Source organism: Solidesulfovibrio sp. DCME, assembly GCF_049995385.1.
GTDB lineage: Bacteria > Desulfobacterota > Desulfovibrionia > Desulfovibrionales > Desulfovibrionaceae > Solidesulfovibrio.
Genome location: NZ_CP188261.1, coordinates 1,835,691 through 1,850,936, shown reverse-complemented (window position 1 = coordinate 1,850,936; position 15,246 = coordinate 1,835,691). Strand labels below are relative to the sequence as shown.

The following is a 15,246-nucleotide window of genomic DNA, read 5'->3' as shown; positions in this document are numbered from 1 at the left end:
TTAGGCGCTTGGGGCCAACCGGGCAAGGCATCCTGAACACATTGCAATCCAGGCGGGCGGCCGCCCCGGCCCGTCTCCCGGCCGGTGGCCGGTAGGGGAGCCGGCGGCACCGCTCGCCCGGCGACCGTCAGTTTCCCGACGCGTAGCGAGTCGGGTCCGGGACGCAGGCCTCGGCGAAGCCTTTCTTGCGCAGCAGGCAGCTGTCGCAGCGCCCGCAGGCCAGGCCGTCGGGCGTAGGGTCGTAGCAGGAATGGGTCAGGCCGTAGTCCACGCCAAGGCCCATGCCCAGACGCACGATGCCGGCCTTGGTCAGATCGAGCAGTGGGGTGTGGATGGTGATGCGCAGCCTTCCCTCCACCGCCTCCTTGACGGCCAGGTTGGCCATGGCCTCGAAGGCCCGCACGAACTCGGGCCGGCAGTCGGGATAGCCGGAATAATCCAGGGCGTTGACGCCTATGAAGATGTCCTGGGCGCCGAGCACCTCCGCCCAACCCAGGGCCATGGACAGGAAGATGGTGTTGCGGGCCGGCACGTAGGTGACCGGGATGTCGGCCTCCATGGCGGCCGGGTCGCGGTCCTTGGGCACGGCGATGTCGGCCGTCAGCGCCGAGCCGCCGATGGCCCCCAGCGGCAGGGGCAGGATCAGGTGGGCGTGGACGTCCATGGCCGCGGCCACGCGCTTGGCCGCCTCGAGCTCGACCTTGTGGCGCTGGCCGTATGCGAAGCTCAGCGCGCAGGGCGAAAACCCCTGGCTTTTGGCCACGGCCAGGCAGGTCGTGGAATCGAGGCCGCCGGAAAAAAGGACGACCGCTTTTTTCGGTTCCGTGGTCATGGCCGCTCCTTTGCTTGGTTGGCGACAAAAAGCTCCGCTCTTTTCGCCAACACGACCCTAGACGCCCCGGGCGTCGGGATGCCAGATGTATTTGTGCAGTTGCAGGGAAAGCCGCGCCCGCGCGCGGTCGGCCACCATCCAGGCGGCCAGGTCGGCCGGGTCGAGCGATCCGGCCACGGGCGAGAAATGGACGGGGTGGCTCGCCCAGACCAGTCTGGCCACCTCCAGGGCGAAACGGTAGTCCTCGCGGCCGGCCAGCACGAACTTGACCTCGTCGCGGGGCCGCAGCCGCTCCAGGTTGGCGTAGTCGTTGTGCCCTTCCATGCCGCTGCCCGGGCATTTGACGTCCACGATAGCCACGGCGCGCCCGTCGAGCACGGAAATATCCCGGCTGCCGTTGGTCTCGACCAGCACCGTCAGGCCGGCGTCGCACAACTGGGCGGCCAGAGCCGGGATGTGCGGCGACAGCAGCGGCTCGCCGCCCGTGAGCTCGACCAGCGGCAGGCCGAAGGCCAGCAGTGCCGCCTTGGCCGCCGCGACGGACATGTCGCTGGATGATTCCAGGGCGTGGCGCGTGTCGCACCAGGCACAGTCGAGGTTGCAGCCCGACAGGCGCAGGAAGACGCAGGGCCAGCCGGCGTAGCTCGATTCGCCCTGGATGCTGGCAAAAATCTCGTGGACGGGCAGGGTCATGCGTCCTCGGCGTAGCTGGCGGCCAGGCCCGGGCTTTCGACCACGGTCACCCGGGCCACGCGCACCCGGCCGTCGGCCAACCGGTCGCGCAACTGGCCGTAGATCCAGGCGGCGATAACCTCGGCCGTGGGCGGCGAAAGCTCGGGGATGTCGTTTAAGCAGCTGTGGTCCAGCCGGGAGGTGGCCGCGTCCAGGGCGGCGCGCACGTCCAGAAAGTCGGCCACCATGCCGCCGGCCAGGCGCGGGGCGGCCAGCTGCGCCGTCACCTCGAAGTTGTGGCCGTGCAGGGCTGCGCACGGGCCGGGGTGGTCCGGCAGGCGGTGGGCGGCGCTGAAGGACGTGGAAACGGAAATGGTATAGGTCGCGGCCATGGGGCTGCCTCGCGGTCGTTGAACATCGGCGGCGGCTGGCGTAGGGAATCGTCCCGCCCGGGCCGCGGCCGGGGGCGGTCAGACAACCACGGCCGGGTGCGGCCGTCAAGGAGTACCTCGATCATGCCCGAAACGCATTTCCACAAACCCCATCCCGACGACGTCAGCGGGCTTAAGACCCTGGGCCAGGGCGCCACGGCCTACCCCCGCACGGTGACCCCGGAATTGCTGGAGACCTTTCCCAACGCCTATCCCGACCGGCGCTACACCGTGACCTTCGCCTCCCAGGAATTCACCAGCCTTTGCCCCAAGACCGGCCAGCCCGACTTCGGCACCATCACCATCCGCTACGTGCCGGGCGAACGCTGCATCGAATCCAAGTCCCTGAAGCTGTATCTCTTCAGCTACCGCGACGAAGGCACGTTCATGGAGACCCTGACCAACCGCATCCTCGACGACCTGGTGGACGCCTGCCAGCCCCTGTCCATGGAAGTCACGGGCGATTTCGCCGCCCGGGGCGGCATCACCATTTCGGTTGCGGCCACGTACGTGAAGCCGTAGCCGCGGCCGGCGGCGTGTGGTTTCCGCCCGCGTCCCGCCCCGTTGCCCCGCTGCGGGCCAGGCCGCCACGGCCTGCCCGGGCCGCCTCATCGGCCGCGCGCCGCCGCAACCGGGAAAGCCAACGGGCAACGGCCGGGCGGCGCGGACCCGGGGCCGGCGGGTGGCGGCCCTGCCAGGTCCGCATGAACCAGGCGCCCCACAGGAGCACCCAGGCGTTGTAGTCGAGCCAGAGCAGAAACAGGATGGCGCCGCTTAAGGGGCCGTAGACCAGATGGTAACGGGGCAGGCCGGCCACCAGGGCGGTAAAGGCGGCGCTGACGCCGTAGGCCAGGGCGGCCAGCCCGGCCGAGAGGCCAACAAGCAGCCGCAGCGGCCTTCGCCTGGGCAAAAAGAGCAGATAGACGGCCACAAACAGGCCCGTGAGGCTCCCCGCCCCCCACAACGGCGAGAGCTTTCGGGCCAGGCTGCCGGCCGGTTCCAGGCGCGGCAGATGAGCGAAGGAAACCGCCGCCGTCATGGCGGCCACGAAAAGCGCCCCCACCAACGGCCCCTTGGCCACGGCCGCGAGCCTCGCCGGCCAGGTCCGGGGCGCCGTCCCGTCCTCGCGCCAGGGCTGGGCCAGGGCCCGGCCCAGGGCTCCCACGAACAGCCACGATGACCAGAGGATGAAGGCGACGCTCGACCAGCCGAGCCCCGGCCAGGCCCACAGCAGCCGGCGGGCCCGGGCCACCATGACCTCGTCGAAAAAGGGCATGACGTCGGCCATCTGGCGGCGCAGCACCGTCTGGGCCGTCCAGCTCTCGCCGGCCAGCCAATCGTAGCCGGCCAGCATCACGAAAAAAAGCGGAATGCACGACAGCAGGGCGTAAAAGGCCAAAGCCGCGGCCTGGCTCGGGCCGGCGGCCCGGAAAAAGGCTCGGGCCGCCCCGGCGGCCGTGGCCGCGAGCTCCCGGCAGCCCTCCTCCGCCCTGGCCCGGCCGAATCGCTTCATGGCCGTATCGCCGGCATTTCTTTCATTTGTGTCATGTAACATTTTCCGCTGCGGCAGCCAAGCGGCAAGGGCTGCCCTGGAACGGAACCTGCATTACCCTCCGTGAAACCAGGGAGGAACGTCCATGTTCGCACCAAGCATCCAACTGGAATCCATCAGTTTTTTCGAGCCGAGCGAAGGCGTGTGGCGCGAGGAGGCCGTCAAGGCCCCGGCAGGGGAAGACCGGGGGAACGGGCCAAACCTCGACGACGAGGAGTTCGAGGCCTTCTGCCGCCGCTCCCTGCTGTAGGAGCGGACGGCGGCGTTCGGCCGCGCCCTATCCGCCCAGGCGCGGCAGCCCCATCTCCCGCTCCCGCACGATGCGACCCGCCAGTGCGGCGCAGTAGCCGCAGGTCCGGCAATGGTGGCTGCAGCCGTCCGTGCGCGCGAAAAAATCCGCCGGCAACGCCTCGTTGGGCACGTCCAGCCGGCCCGACAGGATCTCCTGGGTGTCCAGCAGCCAGGCCAGGTTGCCGTGGTAACCCCCGTCCAGATAGGCCGCGACGATGACCGCCAAATCGGCCGCCGGCCGGGTGCGGCCGCAGACTTTCAGGAAATCGACCAACCCCTCCAGGCTATGGGCGTCCTCGGGACGGATGAACGGCGAGGCCAGCATCCGGCCGGGATGGGCGAAAAACGTCCGCAGGCAGCCGAGCTCCCGGTGCGTGTCCGGGCCGAGCCGGCAGGCAGCCAGGCGCGAGAGGGCGATGTGGGCGTCGTGGGCGGTCTTGAACGGGCAGGCGTACAGGCAGCCCTCGTTGGCCATAAGCCCCAGCCGCAGGCCCGGAAAGGCCCGCCGCGCCCGGCCGGCCAGGTCGGCCAGCCGCGCCGTGTCGCGGTTGAGGTCCCGGTCGAGGATGACGGCATCCGGTGGGCGGAAGGCCGTGTCGTCGATGGCTTCGAGGACGGCGGCCAGGCGCTCGAAGCGGTCCAGGCGGAAATTGATGCTCGGCACGGCGACCAGGGCGCCGGCCACCTCGGGCGAGGCGTCGGACAGGGCCGTGAGCAGATAGTGGTCGGCGTAGACGATGCCGGTGATGGCCCCGGCCGCCAGATAGCCTTCAAGCAGCAGCAGCAAATCGCGCAGGCCGTCGCCGGAAAGCGCCTCCGGGGCGTAGAAGGCGGCGTTTAAAAGGCCCAGGCGCGGCAGGCCGGGCATGGCCGCAAGCCCGGCGGCCAGTTCCTGGGGCGCGGCGTCGCCCATCCCCGGCAGCCTGGCGTCCGGGATATCGGGGCCGAGGCGGAAATAGACCGCCGCGATGTCCCCGGCCCTGGCGGCGAGCAAGGCCGCGTAGGCCGGGTCGGGCACGAAAGGGACCTCGTAACGCATGGGGCGCTCCTTGCCGCGCCGCCACCCCGGGGCGCGACCCATCCGCACTAACGTGAACAGGCGTTAACCGCAAGCATTGCCCGCCGCGGCCGCCATGACATTCGGGAAACCGACCGCCAACCACCCACGGCCGTGCCCCGGGAAAACAGCCCCAGGCCGCCCACGGCCGTGCCCCGGGAAAACGACCGCCGCCCTACCACGGCCGTGCGACGATACGGCGACGCCCCCGGCCGGGCCTTGCCTTTTGCGCGTTGGGCCTTATGTTGCGGGCTTGCCGCGACGGCTTTTGGAGGCGTTCACCATGTCCGAGGCTCCCCGTATCCGTATCGAAGGCGCGCGCCAGCACAACCTCAAGGACCTGACCCTGGACATCCCCCGGGACAAGCTGGTGGTGGTCTGCGGGCCGTCGGGGTCGGGCAAGTCCACGCTGGCCTTCGACATCGTCTATGCCGAGGGCCAGCGGCGCTACGTCGAATCCCTGTCCGCCTACGCCAGGCAATTTTTGCCGCAGATGGACAAGCCGCAGGTGGACAAGATCGAGGGACTGTCCCCGGCCATCTCCCTGGAGCAGCAGACCGCCACCCGCAACCCGCGCTCCACGGTGGGCACGGTGACGGAAATCTACGACTTCCTGCGCGTGTTCTTCGCTCGCCTGGGCAAGCCCCACTGCCCCAAGTGCGGCCAGCCCATCACCGCCCGGACCACGGACGAGATCATAACGGACGTGCTGGCTTTTCCCGAGGGCTCGAAGCTGCTGCTTCTGGCCCCCCTGGTGGAGCACCAGAAGGGCACCCACGCCGACCGGCTCAAGAAGCTCAAGAGCCAGGGCTTCGCCCGGGTGCGCCTGGGCGGCGCGGTGGTGCCGCTGGAACCCATGCCCGAGCTGGAAAAAAACAAGCGCCACACGATCGACCTGGTAGTGGACCGGCTGGTGGTCAAGGACGGCATCCGCTCGCGCCTGTCCGACTCCGTGGAACTGGCCCTGGCCCAGGGCGAAGGCCGGCTCATCGTGGCCGACCACGAGGGCAGGGCCGCGGACCGCGTCTTTTCCACGGCCTCGTCCTGCCCGACCTGCAAGATCAGCGTGCCCAAGCCCTCGCCCCAGCTGTTTTCCTTCAACAGCCCCCAGGGCGCCTGTCCGGCCTGTTCGGGCCTCGGCGCGGTGGAGTATTTCGAGCCGGCCCTGCTCGCCCCCAACAAGGGCCTGTCCCTGGCCACGGGCGGCATTTTGCCCTGGAAAAGCGAGCGCGCCCTGGCCCGCTACTCCCGCCGGCTGGAGGACCTGGGCAAGCGCCACGGCTTCACCCTGGGCACGCCGCTGGCCGATTTCTCCTCCAAGGCCTGGGAGGCGCTTTTTTTCGGCGACACGGCCTTCGGCTGGGACGGCGTGGTGCATCTGCTGGAGCATGGCCAGTCCTTCGGCTCGGTCTGGCGCGACGAACTGGCCCGCTACCGCCAGTCGCGGCCCTGCCCGGTCTGCCTTGGGGCCAGGCTGCGGCCCGAGGCCCTGGCCGTGCGCCTGGCCGGGGAGAACATTTTCGGGTTTTGCTCCATGCCCATCGACCGGGCCCTGGCCTGGCTGTCGGGCCTGGCCTTCGCCGGGGCCGAGGGGCTCATCGCCGCGCCGCTGCTCAAGGAGCTCAACCACCGCTTGCAGTTCCTCACGGGCGTGGGGCTGGACTACCTGTCGCTGTCGCGCAACATGGCCACGCTTTCCGGCGGCGAGGCCCAGCGCATCCGCCTGGCCGGCCAGCTCGGCTCGGGCCTGGTCGGCGTCACCTACGTTCTGGACGAACCGAGCATCGGCCTGCACCCCCGCGACAACGACCGGCTGCTCGGCACCCTGCGCCAGCTGCAAAGCCGGGGCAACACCGTGCTCGTGGTCGAGCACGACGAGGCCACCATCCGCCACGCCGACCACGTCATCGAGCTGGGGCCGGGCTCGGGGCGCCTGGGCGGCGAGATCGTCTACCAGGGCGACGTCCCCGGGCTTTTGGCCGACCCAAAATCCCTGACCGGCAAGTACCTGCGCGGCGACGCCACCTCGCCCATCCCGGAAACCCGGCGGCCGGGCAAGGGCCTGCTGCGGCTTACGGGCGTGACCACCAACAACCTCAAGGGCATCGACGCGGACATACCGCTTGGCTGCCTGGTGTGCGTCACGGGCGTCTCCGGCTCGGGCAAGAGCTCCCTGGTCATGGACACGCTCTACAAGCACCTGGCCCTGGCCAAGGGCATCAAGGTGGACGCGCCCGGGGCCATCGCCGGCATCGAGGGCGCGGGTCAGGTCGAAAAAATCATCAGCATCGACCAGACGCCCATCGGCCGCACGCCCCGGTCCAACCCGGCCACCTACACGAAAGTCTTCGACGAGATCCGCGAGATCTTCTCCACCACGCCCGACGCCAAGCGCCGGGGCTTCAAGCCCGGCCGCTTCAGCTTCAACGTCAAGGGCGGGCGTTGCGAGGCCTGCGGCGGCGACGGCCAGATCCGGGTGGAGATGCACTTTTTGCCCGACATCTACGTCACCTGCGAGGTCTGCAATGGGCTGCGCTACAACCGCGAGACCCTGGACGTGCGCTACAAGGGCCTGTCCATCGCCGAGGTGCTGGACCTGACCGTGCGCCAGGCCCGGGGCTTTTTCGAGAACTACCCGGTGCTCGACCGGCGCCTGGCCGTGCTCGAGGAAGTGGGCCTGGAGTACCTGCACCTGGGCCAGCCGGCCACGACCCTGTCCGGCGGCGAGGCCCAGCGCATCAAGATCTCGCGGGAGCTCGGCAAGCGCAGCCTGCCCGGCACGCTCTACATCCTCGACGAGCCGACAACCGGGTTGCACATGCAGGAGGTCGGCAAGCTCATCACCGTGCTGCACAAGCTCGTGGACAAGGGGGCGAGCGTGGTGGTCATCGAGCACAACACCGACGTGGTGGCCGCCTCGGACCATGTCATCGACCTCGGCCCCGGCGGCGGCGAGGCCGGCGGGCGCATCGTGGCCAGCGGCACGCCCGAAGCCCTCAAGGCCAACCCGGATTCGGTGACTGGCCGCTTCCTGACCCTTGTGCGGTAAGCCGCCCGCAAGCCGCCACGGACACTCGCGGGCCGGGCCTCCCCGCCGATGGCGGGCGGCCCGCGCCCAGCCTCAGAGGAACAGCTCCGGTTCCTTGCGCTCCCGGCAACCGGCGGCCAGCCGGCGAGCGACGTCGCGCAGCTTCGGATGGTCGAAGAGCCGGGCGCCTTCCGGGCAGCCCTTGACGCAGGCGCAACAGCGGATGCAGCGGGCCGCGTCCGTGACCGGGCCGTCCGGCCCCAGGCGCACGGCCGCCACCGGGCAGGCCGTGACGCACTGGCCGCAACCCTGGCACAAGGCCGTCACGGTGGTCGGGCTTACGCCCCCCATAAGCCCGGACTCGCGATAGGGGGCATTGCCCGGCACCGCCAGCGGCGCGAAGTGCTCCGGCCCATCGAGCCGGGCCAGCTTGGCCGCGACCGTACGGCCGAAATCGCGGGCCGCCTGCGTATCCCTGGCATCTGGCCGGCCGGGGGCGATGGGCGTTTCGGGCGTGCTGTAGGAATGCTCGCCGACAAACGCCCCGGCCGCCACCGGGATATACCCCTGCGCCCGGGCCAGGTCGCACAGCTCCAGCAAGGCGTCCTCATAGGCCCGATTGCCGTAGGTCACGACCACAACCGCCGGCCCGCCCTCGCCCCGCACTCGGCCAAAGCGCCGCACGGCCTCGGCCGGCAGCCGGCCGGCGTAGACCGGCGCGCCGAGGACCGTGACCGTCCCCGCCGGCGCGGCCGCCGGGGACAACACCCCGGGTTTGGTCATATCCAGGCGCTCGACGGCCGCAAAGCCCAACCCCTGGCCAATGTTGCCCACGATCCGGCGCGTGGTGCCGGTCGGCGAAAATAAAACCAGCCGCGTGGCCTCGTAACGCATATCCGGCTCCCTACAAGTCGTCGTCCCGGTTGTCCTTGCCGGTCATCCAGCGGTCGATGGGATTGTCCCCGCCGGGATGACGCCGCTTGTAATTCCTGGCCCGCCTGTTGAAGTAAATCAGTATCACGAAGCCGAACGCGATCAGGACAAGGAGAAACATGCCATTGCTCATGGGCGTCTCCTGATGATGGCTGCCGACGCTTTTCCCGATAAAAGCGTCCTCCACTCGTATTCCGATACGCGCCCGGCCGCCCCATGTACAGCCCCGCGCCGCCGCATCGCCTCGCGGGCGTTTCCCGATCGACACACGGCGCTGCTACCAAGCCAGGCGTGCCGGCGAGGCAGTCCCGCCCCATCCGGCAACCCTTCACCGACGGAGACTCCCATGCGCCTCGGCATCAACGGCGTCCTGACCATGGCGGTCTGCGCCACGGTCCTGGCCGGCATCCTGGTCCTGCTGTTCTACGTCTCCCACACCACCACCGACCTGGCCGTGAGCATGGCCGAGCAGTCCATGGGCCAGATGGCCGAGGCCGCCTCCAGGTCCCTGGACATCCACGCGGCCCAGGCCATGGAACTGGCCGCCGCCCTGGCCCGGCGCCCCGGCATCCGCGACGCCTTTTCCGGCAATCCGGCCATCGCCCAATCCGTTTTGGCCGAGACCCTGGGCACTTTTGAAAACGTCCGATCCATCCTGGTCCTCGACCCGTCCGGCACACTGCTGGCCGGCCGCGACATCGAGGGAAAGGCCTTCGAGCCCGGCCTGTCCTACGCCGAACGGCCCTATGTGGCCACCTACAACGCCGGCACCAAGCAGTACATCACCGCCTCGGTCCTGGCCGCCAAGCACGGCGGCGGGCTCATCATGTCCGCGGCCAGCCCGGTCCTCGGCCCGAACGGCACCATCCTCGGCGGCGTCATCGTCAACATGGACATCGCCGCCGTGGCCGCCGGGCTCATCGCGCCCTTGCGTCTGGGCGAAAAGGGCTACGGTTTCGTGGTGGACGCCTCGGGCGTGGTGGTGGCCCATGCCGGCGACCCCGCCCTGGTCGGCCAGGACGTGTCCAAGCTCGATTTCATCCAAAAGCTCATGGCCCTGCAAAACGGGGTGTTCGACTATGCCTGGAAGGGGGAAGCCAAGGCCCTGGCCGCCCGGCGCTCGCCGGTGACGGGCTGGTACACGGGCATGACCGCCGCGCGCGACGACCTGGTCGCCGCCGCCCGCAACCAGCGCCTGGTGCTCATCGGCGTGGGCCTGGCCGTGGTCGCCCTGGTCACGGCCGTCATCGCCCTGATCACCCGGCGCCTGCTGCTGCGGCCCCTGCGGGCGATCTCGGCCTACGCCGACCGCATCGGCTCCGGGGACTACGCCGCCACGCTTTCGGGCGCCTTCCGCTTCGAGATGGCGACCTTGGCCGGCCACGTGCGCGGCATGGTCGGCCAGCTCAAGGAGCGGCTGGGGTTTGCCAAGGGCCTGCTCGACGCCCTGCCCCTGGCCTGCGTGGTCTCGGGCCCGAACGGCAACATCCGCTTCCTCAACCAGCCCGTGCTCGACTTCCTGGAGGCCGACGGCCGGCCAGAGGACTACCTCGGTCAGCCGGCCGGAAGCTTTTTCTACGGCGACCCCGGCCGGCCGACCATCACCAGGCGGGCCATGGACGAAGGCAAGGCCATCACCGCCGTCCAGACCGAGGTGACCACGCGCCGGGGCAATACGGCCTTCACGCAAATCGACGCCGCCCCGCTTTTCGACCTGGACGGCGTCTGCCTGGGCGGATTCGCCCTGTTCACCGACCTCTCGGAACTGCGCCGCCAGCAGGATCGCATCGCCGCCCAAAACGAGTTGATCGCCCGGACAGCGGCCGAGGCGGCCACCGTGGCCGAACGCATGGCCTCGGCCTCCCAGGAGCTTTCGGCCCAGATCGAGCAGTCGAGCCAGGGCGCCCTGGAGCAAAGCGACCGGGTCCGGGGTACGGTGACGGCCGTGGAGCAGATGAACGCCACCATCCTGGAAGTGGCCAAGAACGCTTCCCAGACCGCCGAGGACGCCCGGGAGGCCCAGGAGATGGCCCGGCGCGGGGCCGGCCTGGCCGAAGCCGTGGTCGTGGCCGTGGACACCGTGCGCGGCCAGGCGGCCAGCCTCAAGGACACCATGTCCGACCTGGGGGCGCGGGCCCAGGGTATCGGCGCGGTCATGAACGTCATCTCCGACATCGCCGACCAGACCAACCTGCTGGCGCTCAATGCCGCCATCGAGGCGGCCCGGGCCGGCGAGGCCGGACGGGGCTTCGCCGTGGTGGCCGACGAGGTGCGCAAGCTGGCCGAAAAAACGATGTCCGCCACCAAGGAAGTCGGCCAGGCCATCGCCGGCATCCAGCACGGCACGGCCGAGACCGTGGCCATGGTGGAAGGGGCCGTGGCCAGCGTCGAGGAAGCCACCGGCCTGGCCCGGTCTTCGGGCGCGGCCCTGGCCGACATCGTGGGCGTGGTCACGGCGGCCGGGGACCAGGTCCGGGCCATCGCCACGGCCGCCGAGGAGCAGTCGGCCACGGTGGAGGAGATCAATCAGGCCGTGTCGGCGATCAACCGCATCGCCTCGGAAACCGCCGACGCCATGATCCAGTCGGCCACGGCCGTGACCGAACTGGCCGACCAGGCCCACGGGCTGTCCATCCTGGTGACGGATATCCGCAGCGGCGACCGGCCGGCCTTGACCGCCTAGGCCACCCGGCCGCTATCCCTCCGGCGCGCCGAAAAGCGCGGCGACCGCGGCGTATTCCCCGTCCTCGGGTGTCAGGGCCCGGTTGCGCATGGCCTGGTCGAGCAATCCGCCAAAGGCCTGGGCCACCCCTTGGCCCTCGACCGGGGCCTGCTTCACCACGCAGGCCTCGTAGCGGTCCGGCTCGGCCGTCAGTTCGAGGTTGCCGGCCAGCCCGTGGAGCTTGAGGAAAAACGGGTTGCGCCGCCGCAGCAGGATGGAATCCATGGGATTGGGCCCGATGAGGTAGCCGAGGATCTGGTAGTCCTCGGAATGATATTGGATGTGTATCGCGCTGTTCCAGCGAAAAAGTGTCCCGGATATTTCCACCGGGATGCCGTCGAAGACGATGACGCCAACCACGCTCATCCCGACTTCCGTCTGTATCTCCGCCCTGGCCACGCCTTGATAGAGCGTATCCGACCCGCACCGTTTGTAATAAACCGTGTACACGCCGCCGAGCAGCTGGTAGAGTGGATAATTGGCCGCCACGCCGTTGTGCTCGCGGACATGGCGGCTGGCCTGGCGGTTGAGCAGGCTGGCCTCCAGGGCGGGCGAGGGCGACAGCCGGTTCTTGTTTTTGAGGATCTCGCAGGAAAACGTGGCCGAGTAGGGGCCGATGGCCGTGTCGGCGAACAGGTCGGCCGGCACCTGGAAAAAGGCGGCGTAGCGTTCCAGGCGATGGACCGGCAGGCCCGAACGGATGTCCTCGATGACGGTATTGATGCTGCGCGGCAGGCCGCACTGGGCCCAGCGCGGATTGACGGCGATATGGTTGGGCCCCACCCGCGTGCCCCAGGACATGCCCGTCAGTTTGAGGGCCATGTACAGCTTTTCGCCGGTGTCGCCGACCCGGACGGATTTCGGTCTTCCTTGCGTCATCGCGCTTTCCCGTCGACCTGCCTGCTGGCCTTATTAAATTGGTATTTTTTTGGCGTCAATATCTACCAATAAAACCATCTTGTAACCGGCGTGGCTATCACCTAGAAAAGCAACGCACCATGGATGCAACGGAGCGGAACGGCCGCATTCCGAAAAGCAAACCGATAACGATTGCTGCTTTGCCTCCCGGCACCATCCGTCATAACCCCTTCCCCGCCCATTGCATGGCCCAACGCGCGCCGCGCACTGTCTCATAAAACATCGCCAGGCAATCACCGGAGGCTCCCCATGCGCAAACTCGGCATCAATGCGGCGTTGACCTGCGCCGTCGTCGCGTCCCTGGTGATCGGCATCGGCCTGCTCATCGCCTACACGGCCCATTCGACCTTCCAGATCTCCATCGCGCTGCAGGAAGAGGCCTTGGGCAAAACCGCCGACGGCACGGCGAAGATCCTCGACCTGTTCCTCAACACCGTCAGCGACGAGGCGGAGCATCTGGCCAACCTTCCCATCGCCCTGGAAGCGGCCCTGGGCGCCCCGGATCGGGCCAAGGACATGCTCAAGCGCTATATTGCCATCTCCGACAACCTCTACCTGGCCGCCGTCATCGACGCCGACGGCAAACCCGTGGCCGGCGCCACCAAGGCCGGCGACGCCTTCACGGACTCCTACGCCGACAGGGACTATTTCAAGGAAATCATGGCCGGGAAGAAGTCGGTCCTGACCCGGCAGATATTGCGGGGCAAGACCTCCGGCGTGCTGGTTTTCGTGGTGGCCCACGCCATCGTCGATCCGGAGGGCAAGACGCGCGGCATGGTCATCCTGTGCCCCAAGTGGGAGGATTTCACCAAAAAATTCATCGATCCCGTGACGTTCGGCCGCACCGGCTACGGCTACATGCTCGACGCCGACGGCCGGATCATCGCCCATGCCAGGGACAAGTCCATGCTGTTGACCACGCCCACCGACACCAACATCTCCCAGCGGGCCCTGGCGCTCAAAAACGGCGTCATGAACTACGACTACAAGGGCGAGCGGAAATACATGGCCGTGGCCGAGGTGCCGCAGACGGGCTGGCTGGTGTGCATGACCGCCGCGGAGTCCGAGATGTCGGCCCTGGCCGCCGGGCAGCGCAACATCCTCATCCTGCTGGGGCTGGCCGTACTGCTGCTGGTGGCGGGCATCATCGTCGTTTTCAACCGCCTGGCGGTCCTGGCGCCTTTGCGGGCCATCATGGCCTTCACGGCCAAGGTGGCGGCCGGCGACCTCAAGGCCGAACTGGCCGGGCGCTTCCGGTTCGAGCTGGCCGCCCTGGCCGGCAACCTCCGGGCCATGGTGGGCGCGCTCAAAAAGGAACTCGGCTTCGCCCAGGGCGTCATGCAAGGCATCCCCACGCCCTGCGGCATCGTCGCCCCGGATTGCACCATGCTCTGGGTCAACGGGCACATTTGCCGGATCCTGGAAAAACCCGGCACGCCCGAAAGCTACGTCGGCCAGCGCTCGGGGCTGTTCTACTTAAACGACGCCTCCAAGGAGACCTGCTCCGACCGGGCCATCAAGGAGCGCCGCCAGGGGCACAACGAGAGCTCCTACGTGACGCCCTCGGGCAAGACCCTGCACGTCAGCGTCATCAGCACGCCGTTTTACGACATGGACGGCACCCTGCTCGGCTCCATCTCCTTTTGGACCGACCAGACGGCACTTAAGGAGCAGCAATCCCGCATCGAAGCCCAAAACGCCCTCATGGCCGACACCGCCGCCAAGGCCGCCAACACCTCCGACCGCATGGCCTCGGCCTCCCAGCAGCTCTCGGCCCAGATCGAACAGGCCAACCAGGGCGCCCAGGAACAAAACCACCGCGTCCAGGAAACCGTCACCGCCGTGGAGGAGATGAACGCCACCATCCTGGAGGTGGCCAGAAACGCCGGCGAGACGGCCACCGGCGCCCAGGCCGCCCGGGACAAGGCCCGCGAGGGCGCCGACCTGGTGACCCAGGTCGTGGCCGCCGTGGACGGCGTGCGCGAGGCGGCCGGCCGGCTCAAGGACAACATGCGCGGCCTGGGAAGCCAGGCCCAGGGCATCGGCGCGGTGCTGGGCGTGATTTCCGACATCGCCGACCAGACCAACCTGCTGGCGCTCAATGCGGCCATCGAGGCCGCCCGGGCCGGCGAGGCCGGGCGGGGCTTCGCCGTGGTCGCCGACGAGGTCCGCAAACTGGCCGAGAAGACCATGCACGCCACCAAGGAAGTGGGCGAGGCCATCACCGGCATCCAGCGCGGCACGGCCGAAACCGAACGCATGATGGACCAGGCCGCCGCGGCCGTGGACCAGGCCACCAGCCTGGCCGAGCGCTCGGGCGGCTCGCTTTCCGAGATCGTCACCCTGGTCGAGTCGGCCGGGGACCAGGTCCGGGCCATTGCCACGGCGGCCGAGGAGCAATCCGCCACCTCCGAGGAAATCAACCGCTCCATCGAATCCATCAGCCGCATCGCCTCGGAGACCGCCGATGCCATGGCCCAGTCGGCCCAGGCCGTGACCGAACTGGCCGAACTGGCCCAGAACCTGAGCGCCCTCGTGGCCGACATCCAGGGAGGCAACCAGACGGCCCTTTCGGCCTAGTCGCCACCAGCCGCGCCGGCCCCTCCCGCCGGCGCACGGGCCGCCGCCAGGGACGCGGCCCGCCCTTTCCCCCGGCGGCACCCCCTGGCCGGGGTCCTCCCACTTCCCGGGCCACCGAGGCAGGATGTTGTCTTTTGTCATTGCCGCCCGCCCCGGGTTTCGTATACCCTGTACGGCACAGCGTCTGACGCCTTGTGCGCCGACGGCGCAGGCCCCTGCCCGCGTCGCCC

13 protein-coding genes are annotated in these 15,246 nt (G+C 69.0%); 5 read left to right on the top strand and 8 right to left on the bottom strand.

Translation table 11 applies throughout. The features are described 5' to 3' along the window. Window positions 1–127: 127 nt before the first annotated feature. From queC to ACP59X_RS07940, 3 genes are read right to left on the bottom strand one after another with little or no spacing between them, the layout of a single operon-like run. A complete protein-coding gene (queC, locus tag ACP59X_RS07950) occupies window positions 128–832 on the bottom strand; it encodes a 7-cyano-7-deazaguanine synthase QueC (RefSeq protein WP_428567490.1) in 705 nt (234 codons plus the stop codon). Between the two features lie 57 nt (window positions 833–889). Further along, window positions 890–1,525 (bottom strand): 7-carboxy-7-deazaguanine synthase QueE, encoded by a 636-nt coding sequence (locus ACP59X_RS07945; protein ID WP_428567486.1) that lies wholly within the window; start codon window positions 1,523–1,525, stop codon window positions 890–892. Next, on the bottom strand, window positions 1,522–1,896 hold the full coding sequence (locus ACP59X_RS07940; protein ID WP_428567481.1) for a 6-pyruvoyl trahydropterin synthase family protein: 375 nt from the start codon (window positions 1,894–1,896) through the stop codon (window positions 1,522–1,524). The genes ACP59X_RS07945 and ACP59X_RS07940 overlap by 4 nt, the downstream gene beginning before the upstream one ends. Window positions 1,897–2,019: 123 nt before the next feature. Here ACP59X_RS07940 and queF point away from each other — a divergent pair, with 123 nt between their 5' ends. Beyond that, window positions 2,020–2,457, top strand: a complete 438-nt coding sequence (queF, locus tag ACP59X_RS07935; protein ID WP_428567478.1) for a preQ(1) synthase — start codon at window positions 2,020–2,022, stop codon at window positions 2,455–2,457. Here the strand turns inward: queF and ACP59X_RS07930 are convergent. Then, window positions 2,420–3,448, bottom strand: a complete 1,029-nt coding sequence (locus tag ACP59X_RS07930) for a YhjD/YihY/BrkB family envelope integrity protein (RefSeq protein WP_428567475.1) — start codon at window positions 3,446–3,448, stop codon at window positions 2,420–2,422. The two genes, queF and ACP59X_RS07930, sit on opposite strands and share 38 nt — an antisense overlap. Window positions 3,449–3,572: 124 nt before the next feature. On the opposite strand from ACP59X_RS07930, the gene ACP59X_RS07925 reads away from it, so the two are divergent. Continuing rightward, window positions 3,573–3,737 carry a hypothetical protein gene (locus ACP59X_RS07925; protein ID WP_428567471.1) on the top strand — a complete coding sequence of 55 codons (165 nt, stop codon included), beginning with the start codon at window positions 3,573–3,575 and terminating at the stop codon, window positions 3,735–3,737. 27 nt (window positions 3,738–3,764) lie between these two features. Here ACP59X_RS07925 and ACP59X_RS07920 read toward each other — a convergent pair whose 3' ends face one another. Further along, on the bottom strand, window positions 3,765–4,817 hold the full coding sequence (locus ACP59X_RS07920) for a hypothetical protein (protein WP_428567468.1): 1,053 nt from the start codon (window positions 4,815–4,817) through the stop codon (window positions 3,765–3,767). Between the two features lie 301 nt (window positions 4,818–5,118). Here ACP59X_RS07920 and uvrA point away from each other — a divergent pair, with 301 nt between their 5' ends. Then, complete coding sequence (gene uvrA, locus ACP59X_RS07915) at window positions 5,119–7,884, top strand: excinuclease ABC subunit UvrA (RefSeq protein ID WP_428567465.1); 2,766 nt, start codon at window positions 5,119–5,121, stop codon at window positions 7,882–7,884. A gap of 72 nt (window positions 7,885–7,956) precedes the next feature. On the opposite strand, the gene ACP59X_RS07910 is transcribed toward uvrA, so the two are convergent. Then, window positions 7,957–8,757, bottom strand: a complete 801-nt coding sequence (locus tag ACP59X_RS07910; RefSeq protein ID WP_428567462.1) for a 4Fe-4S binding protein — start codon at window positions 8,755–8,757, stop codon at window positions 7,957–7,959. Between the two features lie 10 nt (window positions 8,758–8,767). Then, window positions 8,768–8,929, bottom strand: coding sequence for a nucleoside transporter (locus ACP59X_RS07905; RefSeq protein ID WP_428567459.1), 162 nt, complete (start codon window positions 8,927–8,929; stop codon window positions 8,768–8,770). 213 nt (window positions 8,930–9,142) lie between these two features. Here ACP59X_RS07905 and ACP59X_RS07900 point away from each other — a divergent pair, with 213 nt between their 5' ends. Continuing rightward, on the top strand, window positions 9,143–11,479 hold the full coding sequence (locus ACP59X_RS07900; RefSeq protein ID WP_428567455.1) for a methyl-accepting chemotaxis protein: 2,337 nt from the start codon (window positions 9,143–9,145) through the stop codon (window positions 11,477–11,479). Window positions 11,480–11,491: 12 nt separating this feature from the next. Here ACP59X_RS07900 and ACP59X_RS07895 read toward each other — a convergent pair whose 3' ends face one another. Next, window positions 11,492–12,397 (bottom strand): hypothetical protein, encoded by a 906-nt coding sequence (locus ACP59X_RS07895; protein WP_428567452.1) that lies wholly within the window; start codon window positions 12,395–12,397, stop codon window positions 11,492–11,494. Window positions 12,398–12,685: 288 nt separating this feature from the next. On the opposite strand from ACP59X_RS07895, the gene ACP59X_RS07890 reads away from it, so the two are divergent. Further along, on the top strand, window positions 12,686–15,016 hold the full coding sequence (locus ACP59X_RS07890; RefSeq protein WP_428567449.1) for a methyl-accepting chemotaxis protein: 2,331 nt from the start codon (window positions 12,686–12,688) through the stop codon (window positions 15,014–15,016). Window positions 15,017–15,246 lie beyond the last annotated feature (230 nt).